The 14974-nt window shown below is 62.1% G+C and carries 12 protein-coding genes and 4 tRNA genes; 10 read left to right on the top strand and 6 right to left on the bottom strand.

Annotation, left to right across the window (positions count from 1 at the left end; translation table 11 throughout):
* Positions 1-7 precede the first annotated feature (7 nt).
* On the bottom strand, positions 8-895 hold the full coding sequence (locus B9Y51_RS10175; protein WP_085529582.1) for a PD-(D/E)XK nuclease family protein: 888 nt from the start codon (positions 893-895) through the stop codon (positions 8-10).
* 233 nt (positions 896-1128) lie between these two features.
* A tRNA-Val gene (locus tag B9Y51_RS10180) sits at positions 1129-1200 on the bottom strand.
* Positions 1201-1478: 278 nt separating this feature from the next.
* Here B9Y51_RS10180 and B9Y51_RS10185 point away from each other — a divergent pair.
* The 3 genes from B9Y51_RS10185 to B9Y51_RS10195 all read left to right on the top strand — a co-directional run bounded on the left by B9Y51_RS10185 (position 1479) and on the right by B9Y51_RS10195 (position 1777).
* Positions 1479-1551, top strand: a tRNA-Gly gene (locus tag B9Y51_RS10185).
* Positions 1552-1606: 55 nt separating this feature from the next.
* A tRNA-Cys gene (locus B9Y51_RS10190) sits at positions 1607-1677 on the top strand.
* Between the two features lie 28 nt (positions 1678-1705).
* Positions 1706-1777 (top strand) — tRNA-Val (locus B9Y51_RS10195).
* Positions 1778-1873: 96 nt separating this feature from the next.
* Here B9Y51_RS10195 and B9Y51_RS10200 read toward each other — a convergent pair.
* Together B9Y51_RS10200 and zapE are read right to left on the bottom strand one after the other, a co-directional pair.
* Positions 1874-2614, bottom strand: a complete 741-nt coding sequence (locus tag B9Y51_RS10200; protein ID WP_158088288.1) for a sulfite exporter TauE/SafE family protein — start codon at positions 2612-2614, stop codon at positions 1874-1876.
* 32 nt (positions 2615-2646) lie between these two features.
* On the bottom strand, positions 2647-3735 hold the full coding sequence (zapE, locus tag B9Y51_RS10205; protein WP_245826188.1) for a cell division protein ZapE: 1089 nt from the start codon (positions 3733-3735) through the stop codon (positions 2647-2649).
* Positions 3736-3879: 144 nt separating this feature from the next.
* Here zapE and ybaK point away from each other — a divergent pair, with 144 nt between their 5' ends.
* Positions 3880-4380, top strand: a complete 501-nt coding sequence (gene ybaK / locus B9Y51_RS10210; RefSeq protein WP_085529585.1) for a Cys-tRNA(Pro) deacylase — start codon at positions 3880-3882, stop codon at positions 4378-4380.
* 46 nt (positions 4381-4426) lie between these two features.
* On the opposite strand, the gene B9Y51_RS10215 is transcribed toward ybaK, so the two are convergent.
* Positions 4427-5713 (bottom strand): alpha/beta hydrolase family protein, encoded by a 1287-nt coding sequence (locus B9Y51_RS10215; protein ID WP_143468045.1) that lies wholly within the window; start codon positions 5711-5713, stop codon positions 4427-4429.
* 171 nt (positions 5714-5884) lie between these two features.
* Between B9Y51_RS10215 and B9Y51_RS10220 the strand changes: the two genes are divergently transcribed.
* The 6 genes from B9Y51_RS10220 to B9Y51_RS10245 all read left to right on the top strand — a co-directional run bounded on the left by B9Y51_RS10220 (position 5885) and on the right by B9Y51_RS10245 (position 11835).
* Positions 5885-6370, top strand: a complete 486-nt coding sequence (locus B9Y51_RS10220; protein ID WP_065424202.1) for a hypothetical protein — start codon at positions 5885-5887, stop codon at positions 6368-6370.
* The gene (msrB, locus tag B9Y51_RS10225) at positions 6363-6809 is read left to right on the top strand and encodes a peptide-methionine (R)-S-oxide reductase MsrB (RefSeq protein ID WP_085529587.1); all 447 of its coding nucleotides are present in this window, start codon (positions 6363-6365) and stop codon (positions 6807-6809) included. Before B9Y51_RS10220 ends, msrB begins: the two co-directional genes overlap by 8 nt.
* An 82-nt stretch (positions 6810-6891) precedes the next feature.
* Positions 6892-7476, top strand: a complete 585-nt coding sequence (locus B9Y51_RS10230; RefSeq protein ID WP_085529588.1) for a DUF3000 domain-containing protein — start codon at positions 6892-6894, stop codon at positions 7474-7476.
* A gap of 149 nt (positions 7477-7625) precedes the next feature.
* A complete protein-coding gene (locus B9Y51_RS10235) occupies positions 7626-8942 on the top strand; it encodes an HRDC domain-containing protein (RefSeq protein ID WP_085529589.1) in 1317 nt (438 codons plus the stop codon).
* A 95-nt stretch (positions 8943-9037) separates the two neighbouring features.
* On the top strand, positions 9038-11179 hold the full coding sequence (locus B9Y51_RS10240; RefSeq protein WP_085529590.1) for a 3-hydroxyacyl-CoA dehydrogenase NAD-binding domain-containing protein: 2142 nt from the start codon (positions 9038-9040) through the stop codon (positions 11177-11179).
* Positions 11180-11340: 161 nt separating this feature from the next.
* A complete protein-coding gene (locus B9Y51_RS10245; RefSeq protein ID WP_218189212.1) occupies positions 11341-11835 on the top strand; it encodes a Rieske (2Fe-2S) protein in 495 nt (164 codons plus the stop codon).
* 115 nt (positions 11836-11950) lie between these two features.
* Here B9Y51_RS10245 and acnA read toward each other — a convergent pair whose 3' ends face one another.
* Positions 11951-14755, bottom strand: coding sequence for an aconitate hydratase AcnA (acnA, locus tag B9Y51_RS10250; RefSeq protein ID WP_048678517.1), 2805 nt, complete (start codon positions 14753-14755; stop codon positions 11951-11953).
* Positions 14756-14974: the final 219 nt, after the last annotated feature.

Genomic DNA, 14974 nt, shown 5'->3' on the forward strand with positions numbered 1-14974 from the left:
TGGTGAGTCAGCTGGCGTTCTGTTCGGGCAGGGTGACGCGCGGGGGCGGCGGAACCACCGGCATGAGTGGTTGAACGGCCCCGTCGGCAGCGATCGAATCCACGCTCCGGTGGTATTCCCATACTTTACGGAGAGCGCAGAACTTGAACCAGCTGTCCTTGAGCAAAGCCGGATTCGCTTGTTGGGGTTTGACTTCAGTTTCACCGAGCGCAACTCCCAGGAGAACGGGTGCATCCCCGTACTCCCACGGTTCCCACTGTCCCGTTTCGGCGTCAACGAGATACTCCTCCGCCTTGACCCCGGCCACGAGCTGCATGATGACCTTGGCGTCCAGCGGTTTGACGCGGTTTTTCCGATCCGTGCCTTTGGTCTTGTAGTCGATGATGCAGACGCGTCCGCCGATTCGAGCCACGAGATCCAGGGTCCCCGCGTATCCCACGGTGTGGTTCCACACCGTCACTTCTGCCGCAAGAGGCTCGGGTTGGTAGAGGTCCCACCATTCATCGAACCGATCCGCCCAGTCAGTTTCCCCATGCGCGCGCAGGGTTTCCCGGGTCTCGGCAACCTGATTTTCTCGGCCCAACTCTCGCAAAGCGACGGCTTCGCAATAGTTGTGCACCCGATCTCCCCGTGCGGCGGCTTGATCTCTGTATCGTTCGGCTGCTGCGGCGGCGTCGCGAATGACGGCGTGTTTGAGGCCGGTCGAGCGCCCGGCCCGGAGCATGCGGTCGTCTTCGAGTGCGGCCTTCGCTGCCATGTACCCATGCCAACCGCCCAGATCTTGAGCAAACTGGCCGATGACCGTCGTAATGGAAGGCACCGTGGGCTCACCGTCCACCTTGCGCGCATACATGCGCCCGTGCTCGGTGGCGGTTGCCAACCTCGGTTGGGTCATCGATGAATCAGTCCTTCGTACTGGCGTGTCCGGGGGCTTGGGCGGCGCGCCGTGAGAGCCCACCCAATCTTCGGTCCACCCCGAAATGCTTCATTCCAGTGTGCGTCCGGTCAGTCCACACCCGCGGGATCGACACTGCACCTCGGGTGCCGATCTACACCACACCTCATGAAAAAGGTCCCCGACCGGATGTTCCGGCGGGGACCTTCACCTGGCTGCTGGGCAACCATTTGTGCGCGATACTGGGTTCGAACCAGTGACCTCTTCGGTGTGAACGAAGCGCGCTACCACTGCGCCAATCGCGCTCAGCACTCGATACATCTTAGAGACGCCACCCCTGGGAGTCAATTCGGCACCCTCCAAGGGCCCGTGATGCACAACACGGTCACTATTTCGACGCCACATGGCCCGATTTCACACCAAGGAACCCTCTTCTCCCCCGTAATTCCGGGGATTTTTGGGTATGGATCGCTGGATTTTGCAAGACCTTAGAAGATGTGTAGAGTATTCATCTGTCAGCGCGACGGGCTGGAAATATTCACCCGCCGGACGTCAGGGTGTCACCCTGGAGTTTGCTGGACATGCGGTTGTAGCTCAGTTGGTAGAGCACCACCTTGCCAAGGTGGATGTCGCGGGTTCGAGTCCCGTCAACCGCTCGCAGCTTGCTTCACCTCGTGAAGCGAAGGCCCTGAGTCGCTTGATCAGGAACATGGTGAGGTGGTCGAGTGGTTAGGCAGCGGCCTGCAAAGCCGTGAACGCGGGTTCGAATCCCGTCCTCACCTCGCAGTACATAATATATTGATGTAACTCGCGCGATTGGCGCAGCGGTAGCGCGCTTCCCTGACACGGAAGAGGTCACTGGTTCGATCCCAGTATCGCGCACAAAGGAAAGGCCCCGGTTCTTTGGAACCGGGGCCTTTGTGCGTCTACCGCACCTGCCCAATCACGGGTCCGTACGTTCGGGTCAGGCCGACGTCGCTAGGTCATCAGTCCGAGTATCCCTTTTCCGATCGTCAGGGCGGCTCCGGCCCCCGCGAGCGTCAGTGCGAGTGTCCTCGCAATGTTCGGGGAGATACGCCGAACCAACGGCCGGCCCATCACCAAACCGACGACGACGGAGAGCGCCACACCCGGCAACAACCAGGGCGGGGGCAGAGCGGCCCCGTGCACCGCGCCGACCGACCATTTGGCGACGAGAGACATCAGGCCGAGGGTCATGAACACCGGTTGCATCGTTGCGGCGTATTCCGTCTGACGCCACGAGGTCACGCGCGAATAGATCACCATGGCGGGTGCGGCGACTCCGGCCGTGACGTTCAAGAGCCCGCCCGCGGCACCGGAGACCACGCCGACACCGGACCCCTGTACCGCACGGGTTTGCTTTCCCGCCAGCGTCACCACCAGGGCGAGAGCGACGACGCTACCGACGATGAGCTGAAGAACGGGGCCGGGAGCCAGCCGAACGAGGACGGCACCGGGGACCGTTCCCAACACGGCCGACAGGCACAGCAACCGCCACTGTTTCCAGTTGACGGAACGCCACAGCGCGACGGTCAGGAGGGCCCCAGAGACCGCGGTGGTGAGATTCGCCAAGAAAATGCCGCTCGCCCCACCCAGGATGAGGGTGAACACCGGAGCGACCACCAGGCCCACCCCGGTCCCGGAAATCCGTTGCAGAATCGTGCCCACCACGACCGCCGGAAGTATCCACCACAACAACGGCAGCTCCTTCCGCCAAGCCCATTGGGGGCCTAGTTTTGATGCGCCGAACCCTCGAGCATGCCCTCGCGAGCGAGTGCCGTCAGACGAGAGACCGCGCGGAAGTACTTCTTCTGGTATCCGCCCGCCATCATCTCCTCGGTGAAGACCTGGTCAAATGGCGCACCGGACGAAATGATCGGAAGGTCTCGGTCGTAGAGGCGATCCGCAAGCACGACGAAACGCAGTGCCACGGCCTGCGAGGTAATCGTCGTGACGTTCCGCCACGCGATCCCGTCCAGCCCCGCCACGAGCTGGCGGTATCGGCTCGGGTGAACCGAGGAGAGATGTTCGATGAGCTGGTCGAAATCGTCCACGGCAACCTGCGTGGATTCTCCGAAATGTTGTTCCACGACGCGATCGAAATCGCCATCGGCTACGGGCTGCGGAGCCGCCGGCAAGCCGCGGTGGCGGTAGTCCTCGCCATCCACGCGGATGACCTCAAATTGATCGGCCAACACCTGAATTTCCCGTTTGAAATCCACCGCGGCAAATCGTCCTTCTCCCAGGGAGCCGGGCAGGGTATTCGACGTCGCCGCGAGCTTGACCCCGGCATCGGAAAGTTCGCGCATCAAGCGGGACATCAGCACGGTATCGCCCGGGTCATCCAGTTCGAACTCATCGATACAGACGAGCTTGTAGGTGGACAAAGCCTCTACCGTCTTGCGGAAAGACAGCGCTCCCACCAAGTTGGTGTACTCGACGAATGTGCCGAAGGCCTTAGGCCCAGGTACCGCGTGGAATAAGGAAGCCAGGAGGTGGGTCTTTCCGACGCCGAATCCGCCGTCGAGGTAGATTCCGGCTTTATCCTCCTTCTTGGCCCCTTTACCGAAGAGCTTGGAGAGGAAGCCGCCTTGAGAGGATCCGCCAACCGTTTGCGCAAAATTCTTGAGCGCCTCGACGGCCTGAGACTGCGACGGTTGCTGCGGGTCGGGAATGTAGGTATCGAAGGAAACCTCCCCGAAGCGCTCCGACGGCGTGAACCCTTCGAGGAGCTCCTCCGCGGAAACGTTGGGACGTCGGTCGACCAGACGTATGGGGTTTTCGGGCACCGTACTCCTTCGAGGCTGAGTCTCGCTCATCATGCGCATTCGACCTCTTCACGGCGCGAATACGGGACCGCAGCGGGGCGGCGGTCCACAGCGAGTGTAGTCTCTCCGCGATGCGTGCGTACAACGCCGCGTCATGACTATCGTGGGAGCATCCTCAAGAAAGACAGGTGAGTCGTGTCGAAAAAATCATCCAAGCATTCATCCGGGGCACCTACGGCCGCCGTCACTGCCCTCATCGAGTCGGGCTATGAGTACACTCTTCACCCATTTGAACACGAGGACACCCAGAATTTCGGGGCCGAAGCCGCCGCTGCACTCGGGCATTCCGCCGATCGAGTCTTCAAGACACTCATGATCACTCACGACGACGACTACGCCCTGGCGGTGGTTCCCGTGTCGGGTTCGCTGGCTGTCAAAAAGGCCGCGGCCGCGCTGGGTTGGAAGTCTGCCTCGTTGGCTCCCCCGGCCGTTGCCGAAAAGCGTAGCGGCTACGTGCTCGGAGGCATGTCACCGTTGGGCCAGAAGAATCCCGTGCGTGTGGTGGTGGATGCGAGCGCCCGGGAACACCCCACGGTTTTCGTCTCGGGCGGGAAACGAGGTCTGGATGTGGAGCTGGCTCCGGATGACCTGGTCGCCGCGACCCATGGAGAGTTCGCGGATATCGCCGCGCAGTGAACCCGGCCGAGTCGAGATGCCGGGCGGCTGCGGCCGTCCGGGCTGATCAGTAGTCCGCCTGGCGCTCGGCGACGTCCAACGGGGACTCGCCCTCTGGCAACTCCGTGGGGGCGCTCTCGTGAAAGAGATGTTCCGGCAGCCACTCGACCACGGCTTGCTTCCATCGCTCGGGGTCCACGTTCCATTCTTTGGTGTGCCGGGCTTTATGAAACGGGACGAGTTCCACGAGGCTATTTCGGGACGCCAGGTCCACGGAGGTATTGACGGGCACGAATTCGTCGTCCACCGAGTGCAAGATCAGGGTTGGGGTCAGGAGTTCATCGCTGCGGGAGAGCCAGTCCAAGTCAGAGAGGAGAATGGGCGCACCTAATCCGGTCATCATTGCGGCTCGGGGTTCGGCGAGGAGGTCGGAGACCAGCTGGCCCAGCCTCAACGGCAAACGCTGCATCCGCGAGTGGTACCGGATGAGTTCGAACCAGTCCACCACGGGACCGTCCAGCACCAAGGCCTTAATCAGGTGCTGGTATTGGGATTTATCGGTGGCTTGCAAAGCGATGGCGCCGCCCATGGACCATCCAAAGAGCACGACGTCGTGAGCCCCGTGATCAAGGGCGTAGCGGATCGCGATCTCGATGTCCTCCCACTCCGTGAATCCCAGGCCGTATCGGCCGTCTTCGGAGGGCGGCGCATCCCGATCGTTTCGATACGCGACATGGATACTGGTCATGCCCAGTTCTTGCACCGTGTCGAGTGACCGGAGGGTCTCTTGGCGCGCAGCCCCACGGCCATGCACCATCACGGCCCACGTCCGGCAGGACGAGCCCTGGGGCGCCGGAACCACCCATGCGGGAGCATCCCCGACCGGCAACTCAAGGGTCACGTCGTCGTAGTCATATCCCGCATCGCCGGGGTTCTCGTAGATAGCGCCGGACCAACGTCCCCTCTTGGCCTCGCGGAGGTCTCCTTCGTGGACTTCGACGACCCGCCGTGTCACGGTCTCGAGCCTCGGAGAGTAGGCCACGACGTCGCCCACGACGGCGTAACCCCGCCCACCATCGAAAAAAAGCATGTACCGACCGCTGACCAGAGTTTCGTCGTTGGCGGGCAACGTCACCGTGGTGGGAATATCTGATTCGCTGGGTTCGGGGGTCTCATAGCCGACGCCGAGAATTCTCAGAGCCTCATTACCTTGTTTAGGAGGGGTCACGATGGTCCGCGCGTAGAATCCGGCGATCGTCGCCACCGCGCCCACCGCGAGGCCGGTAATTGAAGCCCCTGCCACGACGCCGGTACGGAGACCGGAAACCCAGGGACGTCGCACTTCGGGAGTCATGCCAGGGATGTGACTCATCACGGAGGCGGATCGCCCTCTCCTACCGATCGCCGACTCCAATAAGCCCACCAGGTACCGCCCTTTCTCGACCGTGTCTTTTACCATCATCCTTGCTTGTCAATCGGTAGACAACCAGGTCATTTGGGGTGCGTCGCGAGTAGGGTTTGAGTCATGAGCACATTGCTAGTGGTAACCGAAGTGACTCTCGGCCAAACGGAGATCGAGAACATCAACATCGTGGCCCCGCAGGAAGAGGGTGACGATGTCCGTGTCGTGGTCCCCGCCGCGCTGCCGAAACATCTGTGGCTGGAATTTTTGGACCAACTGGCGCTGTTGGACTTTGAGGAAGCAGTTCACGTGGTGTCCCACGCGGAAAAGGGACCGGCGACGCTGGAGTCCGACGCTCGAGCAATCCTCGAGGATTCTTTGGCCGTTCTCAGCGATGCCGGTTTCACGGCGCGTGGCCGGGTTGCGTTGGGCGACCCCGTGGCCGCGATGCGCGAAGAGGTGGAAACCGGCGCCCAACAGGTGCTGATCATCACCGAGCCCCATCCGGTCGAGGACACGCTGAACATTCATTGGTCCAACCAAGCGGAAAGGACCCTAGGGGTGCCGGTATTGCACCTGTACTGGGGAACGGGACACGTCGATGACTGAGAAGAACCCTTTCGAAAACTCTGCGCTGAACGCTAGCGGCTCGGCACAACGGAGCGAGGTGGAATGGCAGCAGATCCTCACTCCCGAAGAATTTGCGGTATTGCGCCAGGCCGGCACGGAACGGCCCTTTACCGGGGAATATTGGGACGAAGACTCCCCAGGCACGTATTCCTGCCGCGCCTGCGGGACCGATCTCTTCGAGGCCGATACAAAGTTTGATGCCCGGTGCGGCTGGCCGTCATTTTTTGCACCGTTGGCCGAGGAACGAGTCCGATACATCAAGGACACTTCCATGGGCATGGAACGCATCGAGGTGCAGTGTGCCGCGTGCCATTCTCATTTGGGGCACGTGTTTCAGGGCGAAGGATTCGGCACACCCACGGACCTTCGGTACTGCATGAACTCCGTATCCCTGAAGTTCACGCCGTCGGGATCCTGAGTCGCGCGTAACTTTGGGGGCCTGTTGACCCTAACCGGCGTGCCTGCCGGGTGCGTCCGCTCGCTAGTCGTAGCCTGGCAACGTGACGACGCCACAGGATGATCTCCAGACGCCAAGCCAATTTCAGGAGGCCTTGGAATCACTGCGTCGCGCCCGATTTCAGCCTGAACTTTCGCTGTCACCGATTGATGCGCCCCAACATCTGGCGCCATACGGCGTCGGTTTGGGGGCCGGGGTGGCGGATCCCGATGCCCCAGATCAGGATCTCGCTCTGGGACGGTTCATTCTTCTGTTCGATCCTCGAGCACCGGAGACCTGGGGCGGGGAATTTCGCGTGGTCAGCTACATCCGCGCAGCGATTGAACCCGACGTCGCGGCAGAACAGTTGCTCTCCTCGGTCGCCTGGGACTGGCTCGTGGAATCCCTCGAGTCCAAAGGCGCTCTCCATAAGCAGGCTGGTGGCACGGCAACGCGCGCCTTTTCTCAAGGCTTCGGAGTCCTTGAGGACAGCGGCGAACGCAATGAGATCGAGCTGAGGGCATCATGGACCCCTACCGGGCCGGACATGCGCCGACATCTCGAAGCCTGGGCCGACATGGTCTGCACCTACGCTGGCTTGCCCCCGCTCCCGGAAGATGTGGCCCGTTTCCCGGTGAGCGGTATCTAGCCGTTGACTTCCTCGAGATGCTGAGCCCCACGACGCGGATTTCCCGTGAACTAGACTAGACGTGCACAAATGACAAGGCAGGACAGCCGAGGGATGGCACTCCCCCTCGAGGCAGGACGAAGGATGGATACCCGGCCCGTGACAGCGTCATGACCAAGGAATCGACCCCCATCGGCGGCCACGACCAGGCTTACGGAGAGGGGTTCAGCGCCGACGAGCTCGAGAAACTGAGCATCGATCCCGAAGACCTCGGACTGAGCCCTGATCTGGTCATTCCCCCATCCGTTCCGCTCAACGAGCCGTCCGGTGGCGTACCGTCGGTCATCGACACCTATCCCGAGCTTGAGGAAGCGGCCGAGCTCTTGACGAAGCACTCGGGACCGGTCGCGATCGACACGGAACGTGCCTCCGGTATTCGCTATGGTCAGAGGCCCTTTCTCGTCCAGATTAAACGCGGGGACTCCCCCATCGTGCTGATCGACCCCGAGGCCTTCGAGGACTTGACGGTGATTAACAGGGCCTTGTCGGGTGCCGAGTGGATCATTCACGCCAGCTCACAAGACCTTCCGAGTCTGCGCATGGTCGGGATGCATCCTTCCCGGCTCTTCGACACCGAATTGGCCGGACGCATCGCCGGGCTGCCCCGCGTCGGTCTCGGTGCGATGACTGAGGAGCTCCTGGGCTATGCCTTGGCCAAAGAACATTCGGCGGCCGACTGGTCGCAGCGTCCGCTCCCGACTCCGTGGCTCAACTACGCCGCGCTGGACGTTGAACTCCTCGTGGACCTGCGTGACGCCGTCGTCGAACTCTTGCGGCAACAAGGCAAGCTCGACTGGGCCCTCGAGGAATTCGAAGCGATCTGCGACGCACCCGATCCCGAGCCCAAATCCGACCCCTGGCGCAAGACCAAGGGCATTCGCCAAGTTCGCTCGCCTCGCCAGCTCACCGCCCTCAGAAACCTGTGGAACGAACGGGATCTTTTGGCCCGACACAAGGATGTCGCTCCGAAGCGGCTCCTGCCCGATTCGGCCTTGATCGCGGCCGCGAAGGCCATGCCCGCATCCGTCCCACAATTGCAACGCATCCCGGGTTTCCACGCCAAGCTCATCAAAAGGGAGTCTGTGCGGTGGGTACGAGCCATTCAGGAAGCGGCTCGCGAGGAAAACCTCGTCCCATACAGCATTCCTAGCTCGTCTCCCCCTCCCATCAAGGCATGGGAATCCAAGCGACCGGATTCGGCGGAGTCTCTCAAAATCGCCAAGGAGACTATGTCCGAGCTGGCGGAGCAATACTCCATGCCGTCCGAAAATCTGCTCACCCCGGAGCACCTGCGGCGTCTGTGTTGGGAACATCCGTATCCTTCCGAGGAGACGGCGATCGAGGCCCTGCGCGGATATGGTGCGCGGAATTGGCAGATCGATCTCGTCGCCCACCCCCTGGCCCGCGACCTCGCCGAGGACGCCTGACGACGGAACGACTCTTCGATACCGCGAGTACCGGGTAGATTCGTGACGGGCGTTACAGTACCGTGGTGCTGAAACACCCCGTCGAGAGGATCCCCATGACCGTGTCACATCCCGATTACACGCCGCTGACAGACCGTTGCCCCGACGAGGTGGTCACGCACGTCTCTCGCGACGTCGTCACCGGGCCTCAGGGACGAAAGATCGCGGTACTGACCTTGCACAACGACTCCGAGAAGCGCCCCGAGACCCTGGGACCCCGCTCGATGCAAGAATTGCTCAATGCCATTGACGAGGTCCACCGGTTGGCAGAAGACGGTTCCGTAGACGGCGTCATGATCGAGGGAACGGCCCCAACTTTCGCCGCCGGCGTCGACCTCACCCTGGTGAGCACCCTAGCGGCAGACCCGGAAACTCCCATTACCGCGGTCGGGGCGATGGGACACGACTTTGTGGAATCTATTCGTTCCATGCCGGTTCCCACGTGCGCTCGAGTCAATGGCACCGCGCTCGGCGGTGGACTCGAACTCGCGTTGGCCGCCGACTACCGGATCGGTCATCCCGGAACCAAAAACATTGGTCTTCCCGAAATCCGCCTCGGTCTGATACCGGGATGGACGGGGGTCTTCGCCTTGCCGCGCCTCATTGGCCCGGAAAATTCCGTGCGCGTCATCTTCCACAACCCACTCAACAACGGCAAGTCCCTGACCTCGCAACAGGCTCACGAGATCGGAATCCTCGATGAACTGACCGAGGCTGCCGTCACCGACGACGACGCCCGAAACCAGGCCCTGGCATGGTTCGAGGGCGTGGTTCGGGGCGAGGTCGTCGTCGACCGCCCACACGAGACGGATCAAGAAGAGCCTTTGTGGGCCGCGGATAGCGACGAGGGAGGCTCGTTGCGCGAACGATTCGAGGAATCGGTGCGGGCCGCAGAAGAGATCGTGCAGCGGAAGACCTCCGGTGCCAGCGACGCCGCTCGAGTTGCCCTCGAGGTCTTTACCAACGGTCCGCTCGAGTCTCGTAAGCAGTCGCGGGAACGCCAAATCTCCGTCCTCGACGAGCTCGCCCGCGGCGACCAATTTTCTTCGTCCGTCTATTCCATGTTGGAACTCGTGCAGCATCGCGCCAAGCACCCCTCGATGGTTCCTCCGGAGGTCGAGCCTGCGCACATTGCCAAGGTGGGCGTCGTCGGCGCGGGGTTGATGGCCTCGCAACTCGCGCTGTTGTTCCTGACTCGGCTCCAGGTTCCGGTGATCATCAGCGACGTCGACCAGGCTCGCGTTGACCGAGGATTGGACACGATTTCCGGCGAACTTCAGAAGAACGTGTCCAAGGGACGATTGGCCGAAGAACAGGCCGCACACCTTCGGACATTGGTCAGCGGCACCACAGACACGGCAGATTTCGCCGATTGTGACTTTGTGATCGAAGCGGTTTTCGAGGAAACCCAGGTCAAACGGGATGTATTCGCGAACCTCGAGAAGTCCGTGCGCACGGACTGCATCCTCGCGACCAACACCTCCTCGCTCCTGGTCAGCGAGATGATCGAAGACCTCGATCACCCCGAACGCGTGATCGGTTTTCACTTCTTCAATCCGGTCGCCGTCCTCCCCCTCGTGGAGATTGTGCGGACGGACTCGACCACCGACGCCGCCATCGCGACGGCCTTCTCTCTCGCCAAACGGCTCGACAAGATCGCCGTCGGTGCCCGGGATTCTTCCGGATTCATCGTCAACCGGGTGCTCGGCGTCGTCCTCTCCGAAGCCGGCCTGGCCCTTGATCGGGGCGCCTCCCCGGAGAGCATTACCGAGGCATACCGGCCATTGGGACTTCCCATGGATACCTTCACCTTGATTGACCTCGTGGGGCTCCCCATCGCGGTGCACCTGTTGGAATCCCTCGAGCGTCACCAGGGCGATCGATTCCACGTGTCCGAGAAATTCCGGACGCTCAATGAGCACGCGATCTCGCCACTGTCCGACCAGAAGGGCGGCCTGAGCACCGAAGCCCGCGAACTCGTGGGCGCGTCCAACGACGATACGGTGACCCAGGAGACGCTCCGGACCTCGGTGGAAGGCGCCTTGGCTTCGGAAATCTCTCGTATGCTGGATGAAGGTGTGGTCCCGGACCGCCAAGACATCGATCTGGCCATGATTCTGGGCACCGGATGGCCGTTCTTCAACGGAGGAATCACCCGGTACCTGGACCGCGTCGGTGCCTTCGAGCGTATCGACTAACGGGAACGTCGAAGGGCCCACCGATGCCGTGCATGGCGCACGTAAACGGTGGGCCCTTCGGTGTCATGGTCATCGGCTGCGGGATCGTGCCGGCCGGTCCACAGAATGCGGCATCGATACCGCGATGCAGGCGCATCACAAGACAATCCACGGAGGACACGTTGTCAGAGCAGCAGCCCACTCACCATCCGCACGACATCACGGAGGCGGCCGGAACCGACGGATCGGTACGTGGTGGGACCCCGCGACGTTCCGCTCTTGCCGGAGCGGGCGCCCTGGCCGGAACCGCAGCCGTCCTTTCGGCATGTGGCTCCAGCTCCGATTCGGACCAGAGCAGTGGCAAAGCGAGCATCGATCCCCAGAAACCCGTGGATCTCACGTCGACCACCGATGTCCCCGTGGGAAGCGGCATCAAAGCATCGGCCGACGGCGTGACGGCGATCGTTTCCCAACCCAAGCCCGGCGAGTTCAAAGCCTTCAGCTCGTCCTGCACGCACCAAGGCTGCTCAGTTAACGTCCAAAAGGACACCATCACCTGTCCATGCCACAGCTCGGTCTTTTCGCTGAGCGATGGATCCGTCCAGGCCGGTCCGGCACCTGAGGCCCTTCCGGAGTACACCGTCGCGGTCAACGGCGACCGCGTCACCATCAGCTAGCCAGCCAGCGCCTCGCGCGGCCCTGAGCCCGCGGAGAAACCACACCCTCAATAACGACGCCGGGCGGGGAAGTCATTCAACTCCCCCGCCCGGCGTCGTGCTATCCGGCTGGCTCTTAGGCCTCGCGGACCAGGTTCCTCAGCACGTACTGCAAGATGCCCCCGTTACGGAAGTACTCCCGCTCACCTGGGGTATCGATGCGAACGTCGGCGTCGAACTCGGTGGTCTTGCCGTCTTCCGAGGTCGCCGTCACGTGAACCGTCTTCGGAGTCTTGCCCTCGTTGATTTCGGTCACGCCCGTGATCGAGAACGTCTCTGTTCCGTCCAAGCCGAGGGATGAGTGCGACTCACCCTGCGGGAACTGGAGCGGAAGAACGCCCATGCCGATCAGGTTGGAACGGTGGATGCGCTCGAAGGACTCGGCGATGACAGCCTTGACGCCCAGCAGGCGCGTGCCCTTCGCTGCCCAGTCACGGGACGAACCCGTGCCGTACTCCTTGCCGCCCAAGACGACCAGCGGAGTACCCTCAGCGGCGTAGTTCTGTGCGGCGTCGTACACCGCGGCCTGCTCGCCGCCCTTCGTGAAGTCGCGGGTGAAACCGCCCTCGACGCCGTCCAACAACTCGTTCTTGATGCGGATATTCGCGAACGTACCGCGAATCATGACCTCGTGGTTACCACGGCGAGAACCGTAGGAGTTGAAGTCCTTGCGCTCCACACCGTTCTCGGTCAGGTACCGACCCGCGGGGGTATCGGACTTGAACGAGCCGGCCGGCGAAATGTGGTCGGTCGTGACCGAATCGCCCAGCTTCAGGAGCACGCGTGCACCCTGGACATCCTCCACGGGATCCGGGTTCATCGTCATGCCCTCGAAGTACGGTGGCTTGCGCACGTACGTCGACTTCTCGTCCCACTCGAACGTGTCACCCGTGGGGGTGTTCAGGTTCTGCCAGCGCTCGTCACCGTCGAAGATCGTTCCGTACTCGGTGCTGTACTGGTCCGTGGAGACCGAATCGTCGATGATGGACTGGACCTCGGTCGGATCCGGCCAGATGTCTCGGAGGAAGACGTCGTGACCGTCCGCATCCTGACCCAAAGCGTCGTTCTCGAAGTCGAAGTCCATGGACCCGGCCAACGAGTAGGCGATGACCAACGGCGGCGAAGCCAAGTAGTTCATCTTGACGTCGGGGTTGATGCGTCCCTCGAAGTTACGGTTACCCGAAAGCACCGAGGTGACCGACAGATCGTTATCGCTCACGGCCTGCGAAACCTCGTCCTCGAGCGGGCCCGAGTTACCGATGCAGGTGGTGCAGCCGTAGCCGACAATGTAGAACCCGACCTTTTCGAGCTCCGGCAACAAGCCAGCCTTCTCGTAGTAGTCGGTGACGACCTTCGAGCCCGGTGCGATCGATGTCTTGACCCACGGCTTGGCCTTGAGGCCCTTCGCCGCGGCGTTACGAGCGAGCACGCCGGCCGCCATCATGACGGACGGGTTGGAGGTGTTGGTGCACGACGTGATCGAAGCGATCGCGACGGCGCCGTGATCCAGCTCGAACTCGCGTCCATCCGGCATATCGACGTCGATCGGATTCGACTGGCGGCCACTGGCGGACGCGGCGGCAGAAACGCGGCGCGGACGCTGCTCTTCCTGCTCCTTATTCGAAGCCGTGGCGGCCGGAGCATCGGATGCCGGGAAGGACTCGTCGCCCGCCTCGGACTGCTTGCCGTTCACGTAGTTGTTCAGATCCGCACGGAACTGCTGCTTCGCATTGGTCAGCTCGATGCGATCCTGGGGACGCTTCGGGCCAGCGATCGAGGGAACCACCGTCGAGAGATCAAGCTCGAGGTATTCGGAGTACTCGACCTCGTTGCTCGGGTCGTGCCACAGACCCTGTTCCTTGGTGTACTTCTCGACCAAGGCGACCTGATCCTCGCTACGGCCGGTCAGGCGCAGGTAGTCCAGGGTCACGTCGTCGATCGGGAAGATCGCGGCGGTCGAACCGAATTCGGGGCTCATGTTACCGATCGTGGCGCGGTTGGCCAGCGGCACCTCACCGACACCTTCGCCGTAGAATTCGACGAACTTGCCGACCACACCCTGCTCACGGAGCATCTGGGTGATCGTGAGCACGACGTCGGTCGCGGTCGAGCCGGCGGGAATCTTGCCGGTCAGCTTGAAGCCCACAACCTTGGGAATCAGCATGGACACGGGCTGACCCAACATTGCGGCCTCGGCCTCGATGCCGCCGACGCCCCAGCCGAGAACACCCAAACCATTCACCATGGTGGTGTGGGAGTCGGTGCCGACGAGGGTGTCCGGGTACGCACGGAGGACGCCGTTCACCTCACGAGACATGACGGTCCGGGCCAGATACTCGATGTTGACCTGGTGAACGATGCCCATTCCCGGGGGGACGACCTTGAAGTCCTCAAAGGCGGTCTGTCCCCACCGGAGGAACTGGTAGCGCTCGCCGTTGCGCTCGTATTCGATGTCCATGTTGCGCTCGATCGCGTCCTTATTTCCAAAGGAATCGATCTGCACCGAGTGGTCGATCACGAGCTCGGCGGGAGCGAGCGGGTTGATCTTGCCAGGGTCGCCGCCCAGGTCCTTCACGGCCTCGCGCATGGTGGCCAGGTCGACCACGCAGGGAACGCCGGTGAAGTCCTGCATGATCACGCGAGCCGGCGTGAACTGAATCTCGGTGTCCGGTTCGGACGTGGGATCCCAGTTCGCCAGGGCTCGAATGTGCTCGTCGGTGATATTCGCGCCATCTTCGGTGCGAAGCAGGTTTTCGAGCAACACCTTCAGGCTAAACGGCAGCTTCTCCGCGCCCTCGACCTTGCTGAGTCGGAAAATTTCGTAGTCGGTTCCATTGACGTTCAACGCGCCTTTGGATCCGAAGCTGTCCACAGTGCTCATTGCTTGGGACTCCTCTCGCCACTGTCATTACGGGGCGTAGTTCCGTGTCCCCAGGTGAGTCCTAGCGCAAATACGCCCTTGCAGAGCGTCGGTGATAGGTGTGATGCAAACCTTTGGAGACACAGTGACACTAAGCCTTCGCCTTGAAGTGTACCCGTAAGTGCGCGGGCGGACCCTCATGTGACGACACTTTGTGCCGAGGACGAACCACCGTCCCAC

Origin of the sequence: Kocuria massiliensis (genome assembly GCF_900169715.1) — a bacterium.
Classification (GTDB): domain Bacteria; phylum Actinomycetota; class Actinomycetes; order Actinomycetales; family Micrococcaceae; genus Rothia; species Rothia massiliensis.